Raw genomic sequence first — 19,003 nt, 5'->3', positions numbered from 1 at the left:
GGCGCGTACGTCTAGATGTCGTGCTTGCGAATGTTCTTGAGCATCTTCAAAAGCGTGGCGATCAGTGCTGCATATTCCGCATCGTCGATATCGTCGAACATTGCCTCGAAGGCGTCATGCATGGCCGGCCATGCGCGGGTGAACTCGGCGCGACCCTCGTCGGTCAGGAACACGTGGCGGATGCGGCTGTCGGTGACGCCCTGCTCGCGCCGCACGAAGCCCTGGCCCTCCAACGTATCCAGCGTGCGGCTCAGGGTCGACTGCTCGATGACCGTGTAGACCGAGAGATCGTTGACGGTGACGCCGTCGGTGACCGAAAGCACCGCGAGCGTGCGGACCTGCGAAATGGTCAGGCCCTGCTTGCGGAAATCGTCGCGCAAGGTGGCGTTGTAGCGGCCCATGATACGGTTCATCAGATAGGGCGCGAATTGCTGCAGACCGATCTGGCCGAGGGTGGAAATGCGCTGGTGCTTTTCGGCGACCTTGCCGTCCATCACAGCCTCCCCGCCAGAAGGAAGCCGGAGCCGCCGCCAAGGCCGGCGCCCGGATGGGTCGAGGCGCCGATATGATAAAGGCCCTTGATGCCGGTCTGGTGGTTGCGGCTGGTCTTGAACGGCCGCCACAGGAAGGCCTGGTCGATGGTCGAGGAGCCGCCATAGGGATCGCCGCCGACCAGATTGATGTTCATCGCTTCGAGATCGGCCGGCGAATAGGCGCGCCGCGCAAGGACGCTCTGCTTGAAACCGTCTATATGGCTGGCGAGGATCGCTTCGGCGCGGTCCGCATAGGCTTCGCGCAGCGCGTCCGTCCACCGGCCGTCAGCCGGCGCCTCGAGCTTGCCGGCGGCATCGCCTTTGATGTGGCGCGGCGCCTCGGGCAGTTGCAGCCACAGGATTGCCTTGCCCGGAGGACAGCGCGATGGGTCGAGCGCGTGCGGCTGGCCGACACAGATTGTCGGCACTTCGGGCAGCATGCCGCGCGCCGCCTCGTTGCAGGCTTTCGAGACGCCGTCGAGCCCAGGCGTCAGGTGCAGCAGCGCCACCTTGTCCAGGCCTTCGCCGCGCCATGACGGCGGCCTGTCGAGGGCGTAGTGGATCTGGAAGTTGCCTTTGCCGTAGCGGTATTTCAGCGTCGCCTCGACATCATCCTTCGGCGCTTCCTTACCGAGCAGGCGGCCATAAAGCTGCGTCGGTGTGACCGAGCAGATGACGCTCTTGCCGGCCGCGATGGTCTCGCCCGACGCCAGCCGTACGCCTGAGGCGCGACCGCCGCTCTGGACGATCGAGGCGACGTCGGCGCCAGTGCGGATATCGCCGCCGCGTTCCCGGATCAGCGCCTCGAAGGCGGCGAGCAGGTTCGTTGCCCCGCCCTTGACGATCGGTGCACCGGCCGCTTCCAGCGCGAAGGCAATCACCTTGGCGATCTGGCCGGAGAAGGCGTCCTCCGGTCCAAGCCCGGCATGCAGCACCCAGGGCGCCCACAGCGCGCGGGCCAATTCGGACCGGTAGCTGCTTTCGAGCCAGCCGCGCGCCGGCACCAGGGCATCGCCGAGGAAGGCGGCAAGCCCGCGCGGGCCACGCCGCCAGGCATCGCCGGCCAGAAGCTTCGCGGTCGGATAGGACCACAGCGCGCCGCCGAGCAGGCCGAACAGCAGGCCGGCATTGCGTTCGACGCCGCCGACATCTTCCGCATGCCTGTCACCCTCGCCCGTCGCGATCCCGTTCAACGCGGCGATGTTGGCGGCGCGGTCGGTGGTGAGCACGGCGTGGCTGCCATCAGGCGTGAGCACGCCCGTCGGCGTGCCGGTGTGGCAGAATTCCAGGCCGTGGCGGGCAAGGTCGCCGCCCAGCGCGGCAAAGGCCGGCGAGGTGATGAACAGCACGAAAGTCGTCGCCATCACGTCGTGGATGAAGCCGGGCGCGGTGATCTCCTCGGTGCGCATGCAGCCGCCGATGCGGTCGTTGCGCTCGAGCACGAGCACCTTGGCACCCTTGCCGCCCAGCATCGCCGCGCAGACCAGCGCGTTGATGCCGCTGCCGATGATGATGTGATCGGGGGCGGTCATAGAGGGGTGCTCCCGGGCGTCGCAAAGGGTCGTTCAATCGTGTGGGGTGGCGCTCTACGGCGCCCCTCTCTGTCCCGCCGGACATCTCCCCCTGTTGGGGGGAGATCGGCTGTTATCGCGGCTTTCGCCAGTCGCCAACGCCGCAAGGAAAAGCGAAGCGCGGAAGCCGCCAATCTCCCCCCTTGAGGGGGAGATGTCCGGCAGGACAGAGAGGGGTGAGCGCCAGCGCTGCAAGGCTGCCACCCCTTCTCCACCTTCACTCCATTGTCCGCCAGCATGATCTTCTCCCGAAGACCCTCGACCTTATTTCCCTGCTACCAGCGCCAGCGCGCGGATCGGGCTGCCGGTGCCGTGCTCGATCTTCAGCGGTGCCGCGATCAGGATGGCGCCCTTGGGCGGCAGCTGGTCGAGATTGCAGAGGCTGGCGAGGCCGTAGCGGTTGGCCTTGTGCATCAGCGTGTGGGCCGGGAATGGCGGCTCCATGCCGCCAGCCTTGCCGGCATCGGTGCCGATCGTCTCCGAGCCCCAGCCCTTGATGTCCTTGCTGATCAGGAACTGGATGGCTTCGGCCGTCGGGCCAGGCGTGTGCGGGCCGGTCTCGTTGGCGTTGAGGAATTCGGCTTCCGAGCCGTTGCGCTTGTACCAGTCGGTGCGCATCACCACCCATTCGCCAGGGTTGATGGCGCCGTGCTTGGCCTCCCAGGCCTTGATATGATCGACGGTCAGCAGGAAATCATGATCGGCGGCGGCTTCCTTCGAACAGTCGATGACATTGACCGGACCGATGAAATTCTGCGCCGGAATGGTGTCGGTGGCGCCGTCTGGATAATCCTTGCCGCTGATCCAGTGCTGCGGCGCATCGAAATGCGTGCCCGAATGCTCACCGAGCTTCAGCCAGTTCCAGGCCCACCACGGACCGTTCTTGTCATAGCGGGAGATGTTGTGGATCTCGACCTTCGGCGTGTCGACGGCGAGCTCCGGCGGCAGCTTGATCAGCGGTGTGTCGGGCCCGAGCGGCGCCGACAGGTCGACCACCCTTATGGCGCCCGAAAGCAGCTGGCCGGCGACTTCGCCGAGGAGTTTTTGCGTGTCCATGGTTTGATGTTCCCTCTTTCTCGTGATGATCAAGGCTCGTCTCGGCCCTTAATATCCTACTAGACGAAAACATATGCATCTGCAATTATCTTTAAGCATAAAGGAAATGGGAACGGGGCGTGAGCGAGTTCGACGCCATCTTTGTCGGGGCGGGCCACAACAGTCTGGCATGCGCCGCGCATCTGGCGCTCAAAGGCTGGAAAACCGGCATTTTCGAGCGCAATGCAACAATCGGCGGCGCGGTGCAAACCCGCGAATTCACCCTTCCCGGCTTTCGCCACGATTTCGGCGCGATGAATCTGAGCCTGTTTGCCGGCTCCGCCTTCCACCGGAAATATGCAAATGAATTGAAAGCGCAGGGGCTGGAGTTCGCGCCGGTCGCCGATTGTTTCGCCAGCGCTTTCCCGGACGGACGCTGGTTCGGCGTCAGCAACGATCTGGAAAAGACCGCTGTCCGCATGGCTGCCTTTTCGCCCGCCGATGCCGCGACCTGGCGCAGGCTGGTCGGCGCCTTCCCCGGCGAGGCCGAGCATCTGTTCCGGCTACTGGGCTCGCCGATGAGTGCGCGCTCGCTTGCCGGCACCGCCTGGAACCTGTGGCGCAAGAAGGGCATGTCAGGCGCGCTCGATACCGGCCGGCTGCTCCTGTCGTCGCCGCGCGCCTGGCTGGATGAAAATTTCGAGTCTCCCCATGTCAGGGCAACGCTCGCCACCTGGGGCATGCATCTCGACTTCGCGCCCGATATCGCCGGCGGCGCCGTGTTCCCCTATCTGGAATCGATGGCCAACCAGAGCTTCGGCATGGTGCTGGGCAAGGGTGGCGCTGATACGATCATCCGGGCGCTGGCCGGCATGGTGACGTCCGCCGGCGGCAAGATCGTCACCGGCGCCGATGTGGCCGAGATCACGGTATCCGGCGGCAAGGCATCAGGTGTGCGGCTCGCATCCGGCGAAACGCATACGGCCACCAGGGCGGTCATTGCCGGCATCGCGCCAAAAGCGTTGACCGGCAAACTGCTGCCCAACGGCTCGGGCGATGCCGGCTTCGACACGGCCATGCGGACGTTTCGGCATGCACCGGGCACAATGATGATCCACCTGGCGCTCGACGAATTGCCGGACTGGCGCGCCGGGGCGGAGCTTCGCCAGTTCGCCTATGTGCATCTGTCGCCATCGCTCGATGCGATGTCGCGCACCTATCAGCAGGCGATATCAGGCATGCTGCCGGACGAACCGGTTCTGGTCGTCGGCCAGCCGACCGCGGTCGATCCAACGCGCGCGCCTCAGGGCAAGCACGTGCTTTGGGTTCAGGTGCGCATGCTGCCCGCCGAAATCGTCGGCGATGCCGCCGGCAAGATCGCACCGGCGTCCTGGGATCAGGTCAAGAACGCCTATGCCGAGCGCGTGCTCGACATCATCGAGAGCTACGCACCTGGGCTGCGTTCGAAAATCCTCGGCCGCGCGGTGTTCTCGCCCGTCGATCTCGAGCGCGAAAACCCCAATTTGGTCGGCGGCGACCAGGTCTGCGGCAGCCATCATCTGGCGCAGAACTTCCTGTTCCGGCCGGCGCGCGGCTACGCCGGTTGGAACACGCCGGTCGCCAATCTGCATCTGACGGGCGCAGCGACATGGCCTGGCGCCGGCACCGGTGCCGCCTCCGGCTTCATGCTCGCGCAACAGCTTGGCGGGAGGTAGGCCAGACGATTTCATGAGGCGACGAGAGGCAAGGCGCTGCTGCCCACGAAGCCCGAACCATGAACAGACCAAGCCGCGCAAAGACAATAAACCAACAAGGGGAACGACCATGACAATCAACAGACGCGAATTGCTCGGATACAGTGCGGCAGCTCTTGGAGTGGCGGCCGTCGGCCTGCCGAAAATCGCCAGGGCCGCTGCCGGCGAACTGACAATCGCCTACAACGTCAACCTGCCGTCCTGGGATCCGACCACCGGCCCGTCGGCGGTCAACCCGACCATCCAGGGTCTCTACCAGTCGGTATTCGACCAGTTCATTCCGCAGAAGCCGGACCTGTCCTTCGCGCCCGGCCTGCTCACCGAATGGGGCTGGAACGACGACCGCACCAAGGTGATGATGACGGTGCGCGAAGGCGTAAAGTGGCATGACGGCTCGCCCTTCACACCGGAAGACGTGGTCTGGTCGCTGCAGCGCGCGGGTGACGAAAAGACCGGCAACCCGATCCAGTTTGTCTGGAAGAATGTCAACAATTTCAAGATCGACGGCAACAAGATCACCGGCGACGTGGTGCAGTTCGATCCGGTCTATTTCAAGTGGATGTCGTTCCTGACGGGCTACATCCTGCCCAAGGCCTATTACGAGAAGGTCGGCGCGGAAGGCTTCGAGAAGGCACCGATCGGCACCGGCCCCTACATGGTCGACAAGTTCGAACGCAACGCCTTCCTGCGGCTGAAGGCCAATCCGGATTATTGGGGCGGCAAGCCGGCCTTCGACAATGTGACGATCAAGTTCGTCACCGACGCGGCCAGCCGCGTCGCCGAGATCGAATCCGGCTCCTCGCAGGTGACGCTCGAAATCCCCTATGAGGAATATGACCGCCTGATCGCCAAGGACGGGCTTGCCGGCTCGATCAAGAATGTCTCCGACATCGGCATGATCTTCTTCAACAACAAGGATGCCATGCTGGACAAGAATGTCCGCCAGGCGGCCGTGATGGCGGTGGACAAGGAACTGCTGGTCAAGCGGCTGTTGCGCGGCTACGGCCAACCGATCGACACGCTGGAGACGCCGGAATACGCGGCCTACGATCCGTCGATCAAGGTCGAGCACAATCCGGAAAAGGCCAAGGAATTGCTCAAGGCCTCCGGTTACTCGCCGGAGAAGCCGGCCAAAATCACCATTCAGACGACCAAGGGCTTCAAGCCCAAGGATTACGAAATGGTGCAGGCCATCGTCGGCATGTGGCGCAAGGTCGGCATCGAGGCCGAGATCGAGGTCTACGAGATCGCCAAGCACTATGAACTGCGCGCCGCGCACAAGCTGGCACCGGCAGCTTTCTATAACTGGGGCAACGCCATTGGCGATCCGACCACATCGACCGGCTTTGCCATGTTCGGCCCCTCGCCGCACTCGTCCTGGAAGACCGATGACCTCGACGCCAAGATCGGCCCGCTGTGGGGAGAGAAGGACGAGGCCAAGCGCATCGCCGGCTGGAAGGCGGTCGACAAGTATATCGCCGAGCAGGCCTATGTGCTGCCGGTGGTGCAGTTCGCGCAGCCGATCGTGCATGCCAAGGGCGTCAAAGTCGTCCAGCACATCTCGGGCGCGCTGCTGCCGCATCTGATGACCCCGGCCTGATATCGGCCTTGCACCTGCCGGTCTTCGCCCGGCAGGCCCCCTCATCCGGCCGCTTCGCGGCCACCTTCTCCCCGGTGGGGAGAAGAGACGGGCTCGGCCGTCCGCGACCTCTTCTCCCCTCGGGGAAAAGGTGGCCCGAAGGGCCGGATGAGGGGGAGTTCCCCAAAATGATTAGGCGCACATGCTCCTGCAACGATTCCTGATCCGTCTCATGACGATGCTGATCACGCTGTTCGGCGTGGCCGTCGTCGTCTTCGTCGTGATCCGCGTCGCGCCCGGCGACCCGATCGCCATGATGCTGCCGCCGGGCGCCACCGATGACGACATAGCCCGGCTGCGTGCGCTCTACGGCCTCGACAAGACCATCGTGCAGCAGTTCTTTATCTGGCTGTCTGGCGTCGTCAGGGGCGATTTCGGCACCTCGATCTCGCTCAGGCAAGACGTGCTCGGCCTGGTCTTCAACCGGCTGCCGGCAACGCTGGAGCTGGCCATCGTCGCACTGGTCATGGCGGTGCTGCTCGGCGGCACGATGGCGATCCTCGGCGCCCGGGAGCGCGGCACGGCGGTGGAGGCAGGCATCGACATCGCCAGCGGCGCCGCACTTTCCATTCCCGACTTCCTCTGGGGCCTTGTGCTGATCCTGCTGTTTGGCGTGCTGGTGCCGATCTTCGACATTTCCGGGCGCGTCTCGCCGCAGCTCGATTTGCCCTTCGTCACCCAGTTCTATTTCTTCGAGAGCCTGCTTCGGCTGCGCTTCGACCTGACCTGGGATCTGTTGAAGCACATGCTGATGCCGGCGGTCGCGCTGGCGCTGCCGCTTGCTGCCATCATCTCGCAATTGCTGAAACAGTCGCTCAAGGAAGTGCTCGACCTCGACTATGTCGTGCTGGCGCGGGTCAAAGGATTTTCGGAGACGCAGGTCATCCTGCGCGAGGCGCTGAAGAACGCGGCGCTGCCGACGCTGACACTGGTCGGCGTGCAGTTCACCTTCCTCATCGGCGGCACGGTCATCGTCGAGCGGCTGTTTTCCTATGAGGGCCTCGGCAACATGGCGATCGACGCCGTCATCAACCGCGACCTGCCGCTGATCCAGGGCATCGTGCTGGTGTTCGCGCTGCTGTTCGTGCTCATCAACCTTGCCGTCGACATGATGTATGCGCTGCTCAATCCGAAGCTTCGCCATGGATGACGCCCGCATCGCCAAGCGCGGATTGAGCCCGAGGCTGTGGCTGGCCGGTGGCTGGCTGCTGCTGGCGCTTCTGGCCGCGATCTTCGCGCCGCTGGTCGCGCCGCAGGATCCGCTGGCGCAGGATCTAATGCTGGAACGGCTGCCGCCGTTCTGGCTCGACGGCGCCGAGCCCGGCTACTGGCTGGGCACCGACAGCCTCGGCCGTGACCTGCTTTCGCGCCTGATCTTCGGCGGCCGCATCGCTTTCATCGTCGCCTTCGCGGCGGCGATCGCCGCCTGCCTCGTCGGCTCGACGCTGGGGCTGATCGCGGGCTATTTCGGCGGCTGGGCCGACCGCACCATCTCGCGCATCGTCGACATCTGGATGGCGTTTCCGCCGGTGCTGTTCGCCATCCTGCTGGTCGCCGTGCTCGGCACGGGCCTGAGTTCCGTCATCCTGGCCATCGCGATCATCGACTGGACGCGCTTCTGTCGGGTGATCCGCGCCGAAGCGATGGGGCAGTCGCGCATGGACTATGTCGAGAATGCCCGCATCGCCGGCTATGGCCGCGTCGGCATCATGCTGCGCGAGGTTCTGCCCAATGTGGTGCCGTCGATCGTGGCGCTGCTGTCGCTGGAAATGGGCATCGCCGTCATCGTCGAAGCGATCCTGTCCTTCGTCAATCTGTCGATCTCGACCGACGACCCGACCTGGGGCGGCATCATCGCCGAGGGCCGGCTGTCGATCCATCAGGCCTGGTGGGTGCTGGTGTTTCCGCTGATCACGCTGATCCTGACCGTGCTGTCGTTCAGCCAGTTCGGCGAGGCGCTGAAAGCACGCTTCGATCCGGTGCTGCGATGAACGCCTGTCTCGATATCAACAATCTCAGCGCCGTGCTGGCGAACGGCCAGCGCGTGCTGCGCTCGGTGTCGCTTGCCGTGCAGCCCGGCGAAGTGCGCGCGCTGGTCGGTGAAAGCGGCGCCGGCAAGACGATGATCGGAAAGGCCGTGCTTGGCGTGCTGCCGTCGAGCGTGCGCGTCGTCGAGGGCGATATGCGGCTCGAAGGCGAAGATCTCGGCAAGCTGCAACCCAAGGCGCGGCGCACGCTGATCGGCGCCCGCACCGCGCTGATCCCGCAGGACCCGCTGACGGCACTCAATCCGTCGCGGCGCATCGGCCCGCAGATGACCGACCGGCTGGTGCGCATCCTCGGCTGGAGCGGCGACAAGGCGGACAAACGCGTCAGGCAGTTGCTGGACGAGGTGCAGATACGCGATCCCGACCGCGTGCTGAAAAGCTATCCGCACGAACTGTCCGGCGGCATGCGCCAGCGCGTGCTGATCGCCGCCGCCTTCGCCGCCGAGCCAAGGCTGATCGTCGCCGACGAGCCGACCACCGCGCTCGACGTGACCGTGCAGAAGCAGATCCTGCTGCTGATCGCCGAGCTGCAGCGCGAACATGGCACCGCGATCCTGTTCGTCACCCATGATCTCGGCGTCGTCGCCAAGATCAGCCAGAAAGTGTCGGTGCTCTATGCCGGCAAGGTGGTGGAAGAGGCCGAAACCGCCGCACTGTTCGCGGCACCACAGCACCCTTACACGCGGGCACTGATGGCCGCGACGCCGCGCTATACCGATCCCTTGGCTTCGCTGAAGCCGGTGGACGAAACGGTGCTGGCGGGACTGGCGGCCGAGATCGCCATGGCGGACCAGGCATGGAGGCGGCCGCATGGCTGAGCCGCTATTTTCCGTGCGCGGGCTGAAAGTGGCGTTGCCCGACATGACGCGCAAGCCGCTGATCGGCCGCGCGCCGCTGGCCGAGATTCTGAAAGGCCTGGACTTCGACCTGCCCAAAGGCTCGGTGACCGGCATCGTCGGCGAATCCGGGTCTGGCAAGTCGACGCTTGGCCGCGCGCTGGTGCGGCTGCTGGAACCCAGCGCCGGCAGCGTCCGTTTTGAGGGCCGCGACATCACCCATCTGCCGGAGGCGGAGCTGCGGCCATTGCGGCGCGACCTGCAGATGATCTTCCAGGATCCGATGTCGTCGCTCAACCCGCGCCGCACCATTGCCAGCATCATCGCGGCGCCGCTGAAGCAGAACGGGCTTGGCGACAATCTCAGGACCAGAGTGGCTGAAGCACTGCAGCGGGTCGGACTGCCGCAAAGCTTCGCCAGCCGCTATCGCCACCAGCTGTCGGGCGGCCAGCGCCAGCGCGTCGGCATCGCGCGCGCTTTGGCGCTGTCGCCGAAATTCGTGCTGGCCGACGAGATCGTCTCCGGTCTCGACGTGTCGACGCAGGCGCAGATCCTCACCTTGCTGGAGAAGCTCGCGGCGGAGATGGGCCTGACGGTCGCCTTCATCAGCCACGATCTGTCGGTCATCCGGCGGCTCTGCCAGCAGGTGATCGTCATGCGCGAAGGCAGGATCGTCGAGGCGAGCGCCACGGACGCGCTGTTCGACAATCCCAGGGAGGCCTACACGCGCGACCTCATCGCCGCCATTCCACTGCCCGAGATCGATGCCGACTGGCTGCGGCCGCCCGCGAAGGCGCCGGCATAAGACTGTCTATCCCGCACGCCGAACAGCGGGCCTCGGACGTGCATGGGGACGAAATCAGCCCGCGAATGGAGGGTAACATGAACCACGCAACCCGCGGCACGATGCTGGCCGCGATCCTGTTCGGCTCGATGGGAGCGGCTTCGGCGGATTCGATCCCCGGCATGCGCGGCCACGACCATACCGGCATCACGGTCCCCGACATGAAGCAGGCGGTCGACTTCTTCACAGAGGTCGTCGGCTGCAAGAAGGCGATGTCGTTCGGGCCCTTCGCCGACGACAAGGGCACTTTCATGCAGGATGTGCTGGGCGTCGATCCGAAGGCTGTCATCGAAGAGATCACCATGGTGCGCTGCGGCTATGGATCAAACATCGAGCTCTTCAAATACACCGCTCCCGACCAGAAGGATCTGACGCCGAAGAACAGCGACATTGGCGGCTTCCACATCGCGCTTTATGTCGACGATGTCGCCGCGGCGAAAGCCTATCTCGACGGCAAGGGCGTGAAGACCCGGATGGGGCCGCTGCCGGTCAAGGAAGGGCCCGCCGCCGGCCAGACCATCCTCTATTTCCAGGCGCCGTGGGGACTGCAGCTCGAAGCTATCAGCTATCCCGACGGCATGGCCTATGAGAAGGGCGCCGATACCGTGCTGTGGAGCCCGAAGAACCCCGACAAGTGATCGTTGCGGGCGCGCTTGCGGGAGGACACGCAAGCGCGCCTCACGGGCTTGCCGACAATCGTTTCGGCATAAAACTTTAAGCTTGAAATATCTTGGCTCCGGCGCGATACTTGAAGATGCAGCAAGCGAAGAGGAGATCGCACGGATGAAGGTTGCGGTTCTCGGCGGCGGTCCAGCCGGCCTCTACTTTGCCATTTCGATGAAGCTGAGGGACGCCGCGCACGAGGTGACGGTGTTCGAACGCAACCGCCCGGACGACACGTTCGGCTGGGGTGTGGTGCTGTCAGCCGAAACGCTCGACAATCTCGCGAAGAACGATCCGGTCAGCGCCGTCTGGATCAAGAAGCATTTTGCCTACTGGGACGACATCGCCGTCATCCATGACGGCGTGCGCACGGTGTCGTCGGGCCACGGTTTCTGCGGCATCGGCCGCAAGCGGCTGTTGATCCTGCTGCAGCGCCGTGCCCGCGAACTCGGTGTCAAGCTGATGTTCGAAAGCGACATCGCCGATCCGCGGCCCTATATGGAAACGCATGATCTGGTCGTGGCCGCCGACGGGCTGAACTCGAGGGCGCGCAACACCTTCGTCGACATCTTCAAGCCCGACATCGACACGCGCAAATGCAAGTTCGTCTGGCTCGGCACCAACCAGAAGTTCGACGACGCCTTTACCTTCATCTTCGAGAAGACCGAGCATGGCTGGGTGTGGGCGCACGCCTACCAGTTCGACAGCGAGACCGCGACCTTCATCGTCGAATGCAGCGAGCAAACCTGGGCTGCCTTCGGCTTCGGCGCGATGTCGCAGCAGGAGTCCATCGCGGTCTGCGAGCGCATCTTCGCAAAACATCTCGGTGGCCATGCGCTGATGACCAATGCCAACCACATCAGGGGCTCGGCCTGGATCAACTTCCCGCGCGTGCTGTGCGAACGCTGGTCCCACAAGAACCTGGCGCTGATGGGCGACGCGGCTGCCTCGGCGCATTTCTCGATCGGTTCCGGCACCAAGCTGGCGCTGGAGAGTGCGGTGGCGTTGGCCGAGTATGTCGAGACCGAACCGGACCTCGACGCCGCCTTCCGCAAATATGAAGACGCACGCCGCACCGAAGTGCTGAAGCTGCAGTCGGCGGCGCGCAATTCGCTGGAATGGTTCGAGGAGGTCGAGCGCTATCTCGGTCTCGATCCCGTTCAGTTCAACTATTCGCTGCTGACGCGTTCGCAGCGGATCAGCCACGAGAACCTACGGCTGCGTGATGCCAAATGGCTTGGCGGCGCCGAGGAGTGGTTCCAGCGTCAGGCGGGTGCGGGCGGCAACCGGCAACGCCGCGCGCCGATGTTCGCGCCGTTCAAGCTGCGCGACATGCAGCTCGGCAACCGCGTCGTCGTCTCGCCGATGGCGCAGTACAAGGCCGTCGACGGCTGCCCGACCGACTGGCATTTCGCCCACTATGCCGAGCGCGCCAAGGGCGGCGCCGGGCTGGTCTACATCGAGATGACCTGCGTCAGTCCGCAGGGCCGCATCACGCCCGGCTGCCCCGGTTTCTACGCGACCGAACATGAGGTGGCGTGGAAGCGGCTGGTCGCCTTCGTCCATGCCGAGACGGAAGCGAAGATCTGCGCCCAGATAGGCCATTCCGGCGCCAAGGGTTCGACCCGTGTCGGCTGGGAAGGCACCGATGTGCCGCTCGACTCCGGCAACTGGCCTGTCATGGCGGCCTCGGCGATTGCCTGGTCGCCGCAGAACCAGGTTCCGAAGGCCATGGACCGCGCCGACATGGACAGAGTGCGCGACGAATTCGTGGCCTCGGCCGAGATGGCCGATCGCTGCGGTTTCGACATGCTGGAGATCCATGCCGCGCACGGCTATCTCCTGTCGTCCTTCATCACGCCGGTCACCAACCAGCGCAGCGACGCCTATGGCGGTTCGCTGGAAAACCGCATGCGCTATCCCCTCGAGATCTTCCACGCGGTGCGCGCCGCCTGGCCGGCGCGCAAGCCGATCTCGGTGCGCATTTCTGCCAATGACTGGGTGGGCATCGAAGGCGTGACGCCGGCCGACGCGGTGGAGATCGCGCGCATGCTGCATGAGGCGGGCGTCGACATATGCGACGTCTCGGCCGGCCAGACTTCGATTGCCGCCAAGCCGGTCTACGGCCGCATGTTCCAGACGCCGTTTTCTGACCGCATCCGCAACGAGGTCGGCATGGCCACGATGGCGGTCGGCAACATCTATGAGCCGGACCATGTCAATTCGATCCTGATGGCCGGCCGCGCCGATCTGGTGGCGTTGGCGCGGCCGCATCTGGCCGACCCCTACTGGACGCTGCATGCGGCGGTAACGCTCGGCGACCGTGGCGTCAAATGGCCGGATCCCTATCTGCCCGGGCGCGACCAGATCTACCGGCTGGCCGAGCGCGATGCGGCGGCGGGGCTGAAAGTATGATTGCGGCCGCAAGGATCGCCGGCAGTCACGCGCTGGTCACCGGCGGCGGCTCCGGCGTCGGCCGGGCCATCGCGCTCGCGCTGGCCGAGGCCGGCGTGGCTGTCACTATAAGCGGGCGGCGCGAGGCCGAACTCGCCAAGGTGGCCGGCGAGAATGCGCGCATTCACGGCATCGCCGCCGATGTCACCGATGAGGTTGCGATGGCAGCGCTGTACAAGGAGGCGGAAGCCGCGCGCGGACCGTTCGACATCGTCGTCGCCAATGCCGGCATGGCCGGCAGCACGCCGGCGCACAAGACCGCGCTTGCCGACTGGCAGCGAACGCTCGACGTCAATCTGACCGGCGCCTTCCTGACGGTGAAGCCGGCGCTGGCCGGCATGGCCGCGCGCAAAGCAGGTCGCATCGTCTTCGTCGCCTCCACCGCCGGACTGAAAGGCTACGCCTATGTCGCGCCTTACGTGGCGGCCAAGCATGGCGTGGTCGGGCTGATGCGGGCGCTGGCGGCGGAGACAGCGAAATCGGGCGTCACCGTCAACGCCGTGTGTCCAGGATTCGTCGAAACGGACATGTTGGAGGAATCCGTCCAGCGCATCGTCGACAAGACCGGCCGCTCGGTTGCCGAGGCCCGGGCGAACCTTGCTTCGAGCAATCCGCAGGGCCGCTTTATCCAGCCGCAGGAAGTGGCCGCCGCCGTGATCTGGCTGTGCGGCAATGCGGCGGCGTCGATCACCGGACAGGCAATTTCGATCTCAGGAGGCGAAACATGGTAGCCGGCCCCCTGCCCGCGCCGTCGGGAACCGGCAAGGACCGGCTGCGCCTGTGGATCAGGCTGCTGCGCGCCTCACGCACGATCGAGGCCGAGCTGCGCGAGCGGCTGAAGAAGGAATTCGATACGACGCTGCCGCGCTTCGACGTGATGGCAGCACTCTACCGCGCGCCGGAAGGCATGCTGATGAGCGACCTTTCGCGCTTCCTGCTGGTGTCCAACGGCAACGTCACCGGGATCGTCGACCGGCTGGTTTCGGAAGGGCTGGTGACGCGCGCCCGGCGCAATGGCGACCGCCGCACCTCGATGGTGCGGCTGACGGATGAAGGCACCAAATCCTTTGCCACGATTGCCGCCGCGCATGAGGGCTGGATCGGTGAATTGCTGGGCAAGGTCAGCGAGGAGGACGCGCGCCGGCTGACCGGCATGCTGACCTCGTTCCGCAGCAACTGGGAGGGACGCGAATGACAAAGATGGCCGGCCTCAAGCCGCAGCATTTTCTCTGGGAGGTCGAGGGCAGGATTGCCAAGGTCCGGCTCGACCGGCCGCAGCGCAAGAACCCGCTGACCTTCGACAGCTATGCGGAGCTGCGCGACATGTTCCGCGACCTCGTCTATGCCGACGACGTCGACGCCGTGGTGTTTCTGTCCAATGGCGGCAATTTCTGTTCAGGCGGCGATGTCCACGACATTATCGGCCCGCTGGTCAAGATGGACATGAAGGAGCTTCTCGCCTTCACCCGCATGACCGGCGATTTCGTCAAGGCGATGCTCAATTGCGGCAAGCCGATCATCGCGGCGGTCGACGGTGTCGCGGTCGGCGCCGGCGCCATCATCGCGATGAGTTCAGACATCCGCATCGCCACGCCGGAAGCCAAGACGGCCTTCCTGTTCACCCGCGTCGGCCTTGCCGGCTGCGACATGGGCGCATGCGCGATCCTGCCGCGCATCATCGGCCAGGGCCGCGCCGCCGAACTGCTCTACACCGGCCGCACGATGACGGCAGCCGAAGGCGAGCGTTGGGGCTTCTACAACAGGCTGGTCGACGCCGCCGCGATCGAGGCCGACGCGCTCGACATGGCGGCGCGCATCGTCTCCGGCCCGACCTTTGCCCACGGCATCACCAAGACGCAGCTCAACCAGGAATGGTCGATGGGGCTGGACCAGGCAATCGAGGCGGAAGCGCAGGCGCAGGCGATCTGCATGCAGACGCGCGATTTCGAGCGCGCCTACAAGGCGTTCGTGGCCAAGGAAAAGCCCGTGTTCGAGGGGAATTGATGGCTGACAAGAGTTTTCTCAACTGGCCGTTCTTCGAAGACCGCCACCGTGCACTGGCCGAAAGCCTGGAAGCCTGGTGCGCGAAAAACCTTCCTGTCGACCATCATGACGTCGACGCCGCCTGCCGCGACCTGGTGGCCAGGCTCGGCCGTGACGGCTGGCTGAAACCGACGGCGCTCGACAGCGACAATCCCGCCCCCCTCGACGTGCGCGCTCTGTGCATCACGCGCGAGACGCTGGCGCGTCACGACGGGCTCGCCGACTTCGCCTTCGCCATGCAGGGTCTGGGTACAGGTGCGCTCAGCCTGTTCGGCGCGCCTGACCAGCAGCAATGGCTGACGAAAACCCGCGCCGGCAAGGCGATCTCCGCCTTTGCCCTGTCGGAGCCGCGCTCCGGATCCGACGTTGCCAACACCGAGATGACGGCGACCCGCGACGGCGAGGACTATGTTCTCACGGGCGAGAAGACCTGGATTTCCAATGGCGGCATCGCCGATCTCTACATCGTCTTCGCGCGCACCGGCGAGGCACCAGGGGCCAAGGGGCTTTCCGCCTTCATCGTGCCGGGCGACGCCAAGGGCCTTGGCATTGCAGAGCGGTTGGAGGTTATCGCGCCGCACCCGCTGGCACGGCTTTCCTTCGACAAGGTGCGCCTGCCGGCTTCGGCGCTGATCGGCAAGCCCGGCGACGGCTTCCGCATTGCCATGTCGGTGCTCGACGTGTTCCGCTCGACGGTCGGTGCCGCCGCCCTCGGCTTTGCTCGGCGCGCGCTCGACGAAAGCATCAAGAGGGTGGCCGAGCGCAAACTGTTCGGCGCGCCGATGGCGGAACTGCAGATGGTGCAGGGCCATGTCGCCGACATGGCCCTGGATGTCGATGCCGCGGCGCTGCTGGTCTATCGCGCCGCGTGGACCAAGGACATGGGCGCCGCCCGCGTCACTCGCGAGGCGGCGATGGCCAAGCTGTTTGCGACCGACAAGGCTCAGGACGTGATCGACAAGGCCGTCCAACTGCATGGCGGCGACGGCGTGCGCAAGGGCCACATCGTGGAGAGCCTGTACCGCGAGATCCGGGCGCTGCGCATCTATGAGGGGGCCTCCGACGTACAGAAGGTGGTGATCGCGCGGCAGGTGATGGGCGCGGCCTGAGAGGGTCGCGCCAATGGATTGGATTGTTTTTGAACGCGGATATTGCGGACCCGATATTGGACAGGCGGAGAGTTGACATGCACGAGATCCTGCAGCCGGAAGGCTGGGCAAAACCGGTCGGCTACGCCAATGGCGTCGCGGCGCGCGGCAGGCTCGTCTTCGTTGGCGGACAGGTCGGCTGGAATGGCCAATGCCAGTTCGAGACCGACGACTTCGCCGGCCAGGTCAAGCAGACGCTGCAGAACATCGTCGCGGTGCTGGCCGAGGCGGGTGCCGAACCACACCACATCACTTCGATGACCTGGTATTTCACCGATAAGGCCGAATATCTCGGCAACCTCAAAGGGATCGGCGAAGCCTACCGCGCGGTGATCGGCCGGCATTTCCCGGCGATGGCCGCCATGCAGGTGGTGGCCCTAGTCGAAGATCGCGCCAAGATCGAGATCCAGGCCACAGCGGTTATCCCGGAATGATCCTATTCACGAAGCCCCGCCTGCTTCAGCAACGGCAGCACGTGATCGCAGAAATAGGGTAGCTCCTGCGTGTAATTGACGAAGGACAGTGCGATGCCCTGGTAGCCGTGCCCTGATATTGCGGCCATGTCGGCGGCAATCGTCTGCGGCGTTCCGACCAGCGGATAGGTGCCGGCGCCGCCGGCGAAACGCTGGCGGTAACGGTCATAGGCGTGCGGGTCATGCGACTGCGAGAATTCCTTCTTGCCGGCCATATGAGCATCGACGGCTTCGTGGTCGGCGAGATCGATGGCATATCTGTCGTAATAGGCCCGGGCCTCCTCCATCGTGGGGCGGCAGACGACATGCGCCACGGTGTAGACGCCGACATCGCGGCCAATCTTGTCGGCCCGCTCGCCGATATCGGCGACATGCTTGCCGGCATCGCCCATCTCGGAAAAAGTCGTGAACAGGTAGTCACAATGAGCGGCCGCGAAATCGCGGCCCGGGCCGCCGAACGCGGCGTTCATGGTCACCGGGCGCGGAACCTGAAGGCTGGCGGGCCGGCTGACCGCTTCCTTCAGGCGATAGTAGATGCCTTCATAGTCGAGCGGTTCGCTCGATGCGTAAAGCCGCTCCAGGATTTCAATCCATTCGGCGGCCTGCTCATAGCCCTTCTCGACCAGCGGCGTGCCGAACATGCCGAATTCCTTCGGGTTCCAGCCGCAAACGATGTTGAGGCCGGCGCGGCCCTGGCTGATGTGGTCGACCGTCGCCAGCGCCTTGGCCGCATAAAGCGGATGCACCAGCGGCACATGCACGGTCATGAACAGGCCGATCTGCTCGGTGGCCACCGCGAGAGCCGCCGCCCAGGTGAAGGTCTCGAAGGACCATTCGCGCACCTTGTTGCGGCCGCCGAAGCCGCGCCAGCGCGCGATCGGCAGCATGAATTCCAGCCCAGCGCGGTCGGCGATCTGGGCGGCCGTCAGATTGTCCTGCCAGCTTGCCGTCCAGCGTTCGGGCACATCCGTAATGGCCAGGCCGCCATCGGCGTTGGTCGAGAAGACGCCGAGCTTCAGTTTGTTGGAGCCCTGCAGGGGATGCGGTTTGATCATCTTGGAAAACTCGCGGCTGAAGCCTCACAGGCTAGGCCGGCGCGGGAATATTTCAAGCCTGAAATAGCTTCGCGTGACCGGTGTTTGCGGATATGAATCCGGCGGGATGAGAAAAGGGACAGACATGAGCGAATTCCGCCAGAAGTGCATCAGCAGGGCCAATCTCATCGGTTCCTTCGTCGCCATTCCGCATCCCGTCGCGGTCGAAGTGATGGCGCTGTCCGGTCTCGATTTCCTGTGCATCGACTGGGAACACGCGCAGATCTCGCGCGACACGATCGAGACCATGGTGCGCGCCGCCGACGTCCACGGCGTGCCGGCGATGGTGCGCGTTCCCGGCCATGCGCCGGAAGCCATCCAGGCGGCGCTGGACAGCGGCGCGCAAGGCGTGCTGGTGCCGCGCGTGTCGACCGCGGCCCAGGCCGAAGCCGCCGTGAAGGCTTCGCGCTATCCGCCGCTCGGCGAGCGCGGCGTCGGACCGGGCCGGGCCGCCGGCTACGGCTATCGTATCCCCGAATATCTGGCCGCCGCCAATGACAGGGTCGTCGTCGCGGTCCAGGTCGAGACAGCGGAGGGGCTGGCCAACATTGAAGCGATCGCCGAAGTCGACGGCGTCGACGTGATCTTCGTCGGCCCTGGCGACCTCTCCGTATCGATCGACGCGGTTGGACCGGAAGGCGCCGACAAGCTGACAAACGCGATACGGACAATCGTCCGCGCGACAATCGCGCACGGCAAGCCATCGGGCATATTCTGCGCCAGCCCACAGACTGTCGGACGATGGGCGCTGACGGGTGCGAGCTTCTTCGTGCTCGCCAGCGACACGATGTTTCTTGGTGCCGGCGCCGCAGCCAACTGCACCGCCGCGCGCGCCGAACTGGAGCAAGGCGGCTAGGCAAGGATGCGC

At 65.1% G+C, this 19,003-nt stretch carries 18 protein-coding genes; 14 read left to right on the top strand and 4 right to left on the bottom strand.

Annotation, left to right across the window (positions count from 1 at the left end):
- Nucleotides 1–11 precede the first annotated feature (11 nt).
- The 3 genes from FJ967_RS29825 to FJ967_RS29810 all read right to left on the bottom strand — a co-directional run bounded on the left by FJ967_RS29825 (nt 12) and on the right by FJ967_RS29810 (nt 3,160).
- The gene (locus tag FJ967_RS29825; RefSeq protein WP_140735895.1) at nt 12–494 is read right to left on the bottom strand and encodes a MarR family transcriptional regulator; all 483 of its coding nucleotides are present in this window, start codon (nt 492–494) and stop codon (nt 12–14) included.
- Nucleotides 494–2,065 (bottom strand): NAD(P)/FAD-dependent oxidoreductase, encoded by a 1,572-nt coding sequence (locus tag FJ967_RS29820; protein WP_140735894.1) that lies wholly within the window; start codon nt 2,063–2,065, stop codon nt 494–496. Before FJ967_RS29820 ends, FJ967_RS29825 begins: the two co-directional genes overlap by 1 nt.
- A 303-nt stretch (nt 2,066–2,368) precedes the next feature.
- Nucleotides 2,369–3,160, bottom strand: a complete 792-nt coding sequence (locus FJ967_RS29810) for a cyclase family protein (protein WP_140735892.1) — start codon at nt 3,158–3,160, stop codon at nt 2,369–2,371.
- Between the two features lie 119 nt (nt 3,161–3,279).
- Here FJ967_RS29810 and FJ967_RS29805 point away from each other — a divergent pair, with 119 nt between their 5' ends.
- The 13 genes from FJ967_RS29805 (at nt 3,280) to FJ967_RS29745 (ending at nt 17,002) form a co-directional block, all read left to right on the top strand.
- A complete protein-coding gene (locus FJ967_RS29805) occupies nt 3,280–4,854 on the top strand; it encodes an NAD(P)/FAD-dependent oxidoreductase (protein ID WP_140735891.1) in 1,575 nt (524 codons plus the stop codon).
- A gap of 109 nt (nt 4,855–4,963) precedes the next feature.
- On the top strand, nt 4,964–6,493 hold the full coding sequence (locus FJ967_RS29800; RefSeq protein ID WP_140735890.1) for an ABC transporter substrate-binding protein: 1,530 nt from the start codon (nt 4,964–4,966) through the stop codon (nt 6,491–6,493).
- Nucleotides 6,494–6,674: 181 nt separating this feature from the next.
- Nucleotides 6,675–7,682, top strand: coding sequence for an ABC transporter permease (locus FJ967_RS29795; RefSeq protein WP_140735889.1), 1,008 nt, complete (start codon nt 6,675–6,677; stop codon nt 7,680–7,682).
- Entirely contained in the window at nt 7,675–8,523 is an 849-nt protein-coding gene (locus tag FJ967_RS29790) for an ABC transporter permease (protein WP_140735888.1), read from the top strand. Before FJ967_RS29795 ends, FJ967_RS29790 begins: the two co-directional genes overlap by 8 nt.
- Nucleotides 8,520–9,398 carry an ABC transporter ATP-binding protein gene (locus FJ967_RS29785; RefSeq protein WP_140735887.1) on the top strand — a complete coding sequence of 293 codons (879 nt, stop codon included), beginning with the start codon at nt 8,520–8,522 and terminating at the stop codon, nt 9,396–9,398. Before FJ967_RS29790 ends, FJ967_RS29785 begins: the two co-directional genes overlap by 4 nt.
- Nucleotides 9,391–10,221 carry an ATP-binding cassette domain-containing protein gene (locus FJ967_RS29780; protein ID WP_140735886.1) on the top strand — a complete coding sequence of 277 codons (831 nt, stop codon included), beginning with the start codon at nt 9,391–9,393 and terminating at the stop codon, nt 10,219–10,221. The genes FJ967_RS29785 and FJ967_RS29780 overlap by 8 nt, the downstream gene beginning before the upstream one ends.
- 77 nt (nt 10,222–10,298) lie before the next feature.
- Complete coding sequence (locus tag FJ967_RS29775) at nt 10,299–10,898, top strand: VOC family protein (protein ID WP_140735885.1); 600 nt, start codon at nt 10,299–10,301, stop codon at nt 10,896–10,898.
- A 145-nt stretch (nt 10,899–11,043) separates the two neighbouring features.
- Nucleotides 11,044–13,338, top strand: a complete 2,295-nt coding sequence (locus FJ967_RS29770; protein ID WP_140735884.1) for a bifunctional salicylyl-CoA 5-hydroxylase/oxidoreductase — start codon at nt 11,044–11,046, stop codon at nt 13,336–13,338.
- The gene (locus tag FJ967_RS29765; protein WP_140735883.1) at nt 13,335–14,108 is read left to right on the top strand and encodes an SDR family NAD(P)-dependent oxidoreductase; all 774 of its coding nucleotides are present in this window, start codon (nt 13,335–13,337) and stop codon (nt 14,106–14,108) included. Before FJ967_RS29770 ends, FJ967_RS29765 begins: the two co-directional genes overlap by 4 nt.
- The gene (locus FJ967_RS29760) at nt 14,102–14,572 is read left to right on the top strand and encodes a MarR family transcriptional regulator (protein WP_140735882.1); all 471 of its coding nucleotides are present in this window, start codon (nt 14,102–14,104) and stop codon (nt 14,570–14,572) included. Before FJ967_RS29765 ends, FJ967_RS29760 begins: the two co-directional genes overlap by 7 nt.
- On the top strand, nt 14,569–15,381 hold the full coding sequence (locus FJ967_RS29755) for an enoyl-CoA hydratase family protein (RefSeq protein WP_140735881.1): 813 nt from the start codon (nt 14,569–14,571) through the stop codon (nt 15,379–15,381). The genes FJ967_RS29760 and FJ967_RS29755 overlap by 4 nt, the downstream gene beginning before the upstream one ends.
- Nucleotides 15,381–16,529: an acyl-CoA dehydrogenase family protein gene (locus FJ967_RS29750; RefSeq protein ID WP_140735880.1), complete on the top strand. Its 1,149-nt coding sequence runs from the start codon at nt 15,381–15,383 to the stop codon at nt 16,527–16,529. The genes FJ967_RS29755 and FJ967_RS29750 overlap by 1 nt, the downstream gene beginning before the upstream one ends.
- 77 nt (nt 16,530–16,606) lie before the next feature.
- The gene (locus tag FJ967_RS29745) at nt 16,607–17,002 is read left to right on the top strand and encodes a RidA family protein (RefSeq protein WP_140735879.1); all 396 of its coding nucleotides are present in this window, start codon (nt 16,607–16,609) and stop codon (nt 17,000–17,002) included.
- A gap of 2 nt (nt 17,003–17,004) precedes the next feature.
- Here the strand turns inward: FJ967_RS29745 and FJ967_RS29740 are convergent, their stop codons facing one another.
- On the bottom strand, nt 17,005–18,096 hold the full coding sequence (locus tag FJ967_RS29740; RefSeq protein ID WP_140735878.1) for an LLM class flavin-dependent oxidoreductase: 1,092 nt from the start codon (nt 18,094–18,096) through the stop codon (nt 17,005–17,007).
- A gap of 124 nt (nt 18,097–18,220) precedes the next feature.
- On the opposite strand from FJ967_RS29740, the gene FJ967_RS29735 reads away from it, so the two are divergent.
- The gene (locus FJ967_RS29735; RefSeq protein ID WP_140735877.1) at nt 18,221–18,991 is read left to right on the top strand and encodes an HpcH/HpaI aldolase/citrate lyase family protein; all 771 of its coding nucleotides are present in this window, start codon (nt 18,221–18,223) and stop codon (nt 18,989–18,991) included.
- The last annotated feature ends 12 nt before the right edge of the window (nt 18,992–19,003 follow it).

The organism is Mesorhizobium sp. B2-3-4, from assembly GCF_006442315.1.
Classification (GTDB): Bacteria; Pseudomonadota; Alphaproteobacteria; order Rhizobiales; family Rhizobiaceae; genus Mesorhizobium.
The sequence above is the reverse complement of the archived record's forward strand: the minus strand, read 5'-3'. Positions and strand labels throughout refer to the sequence as shown.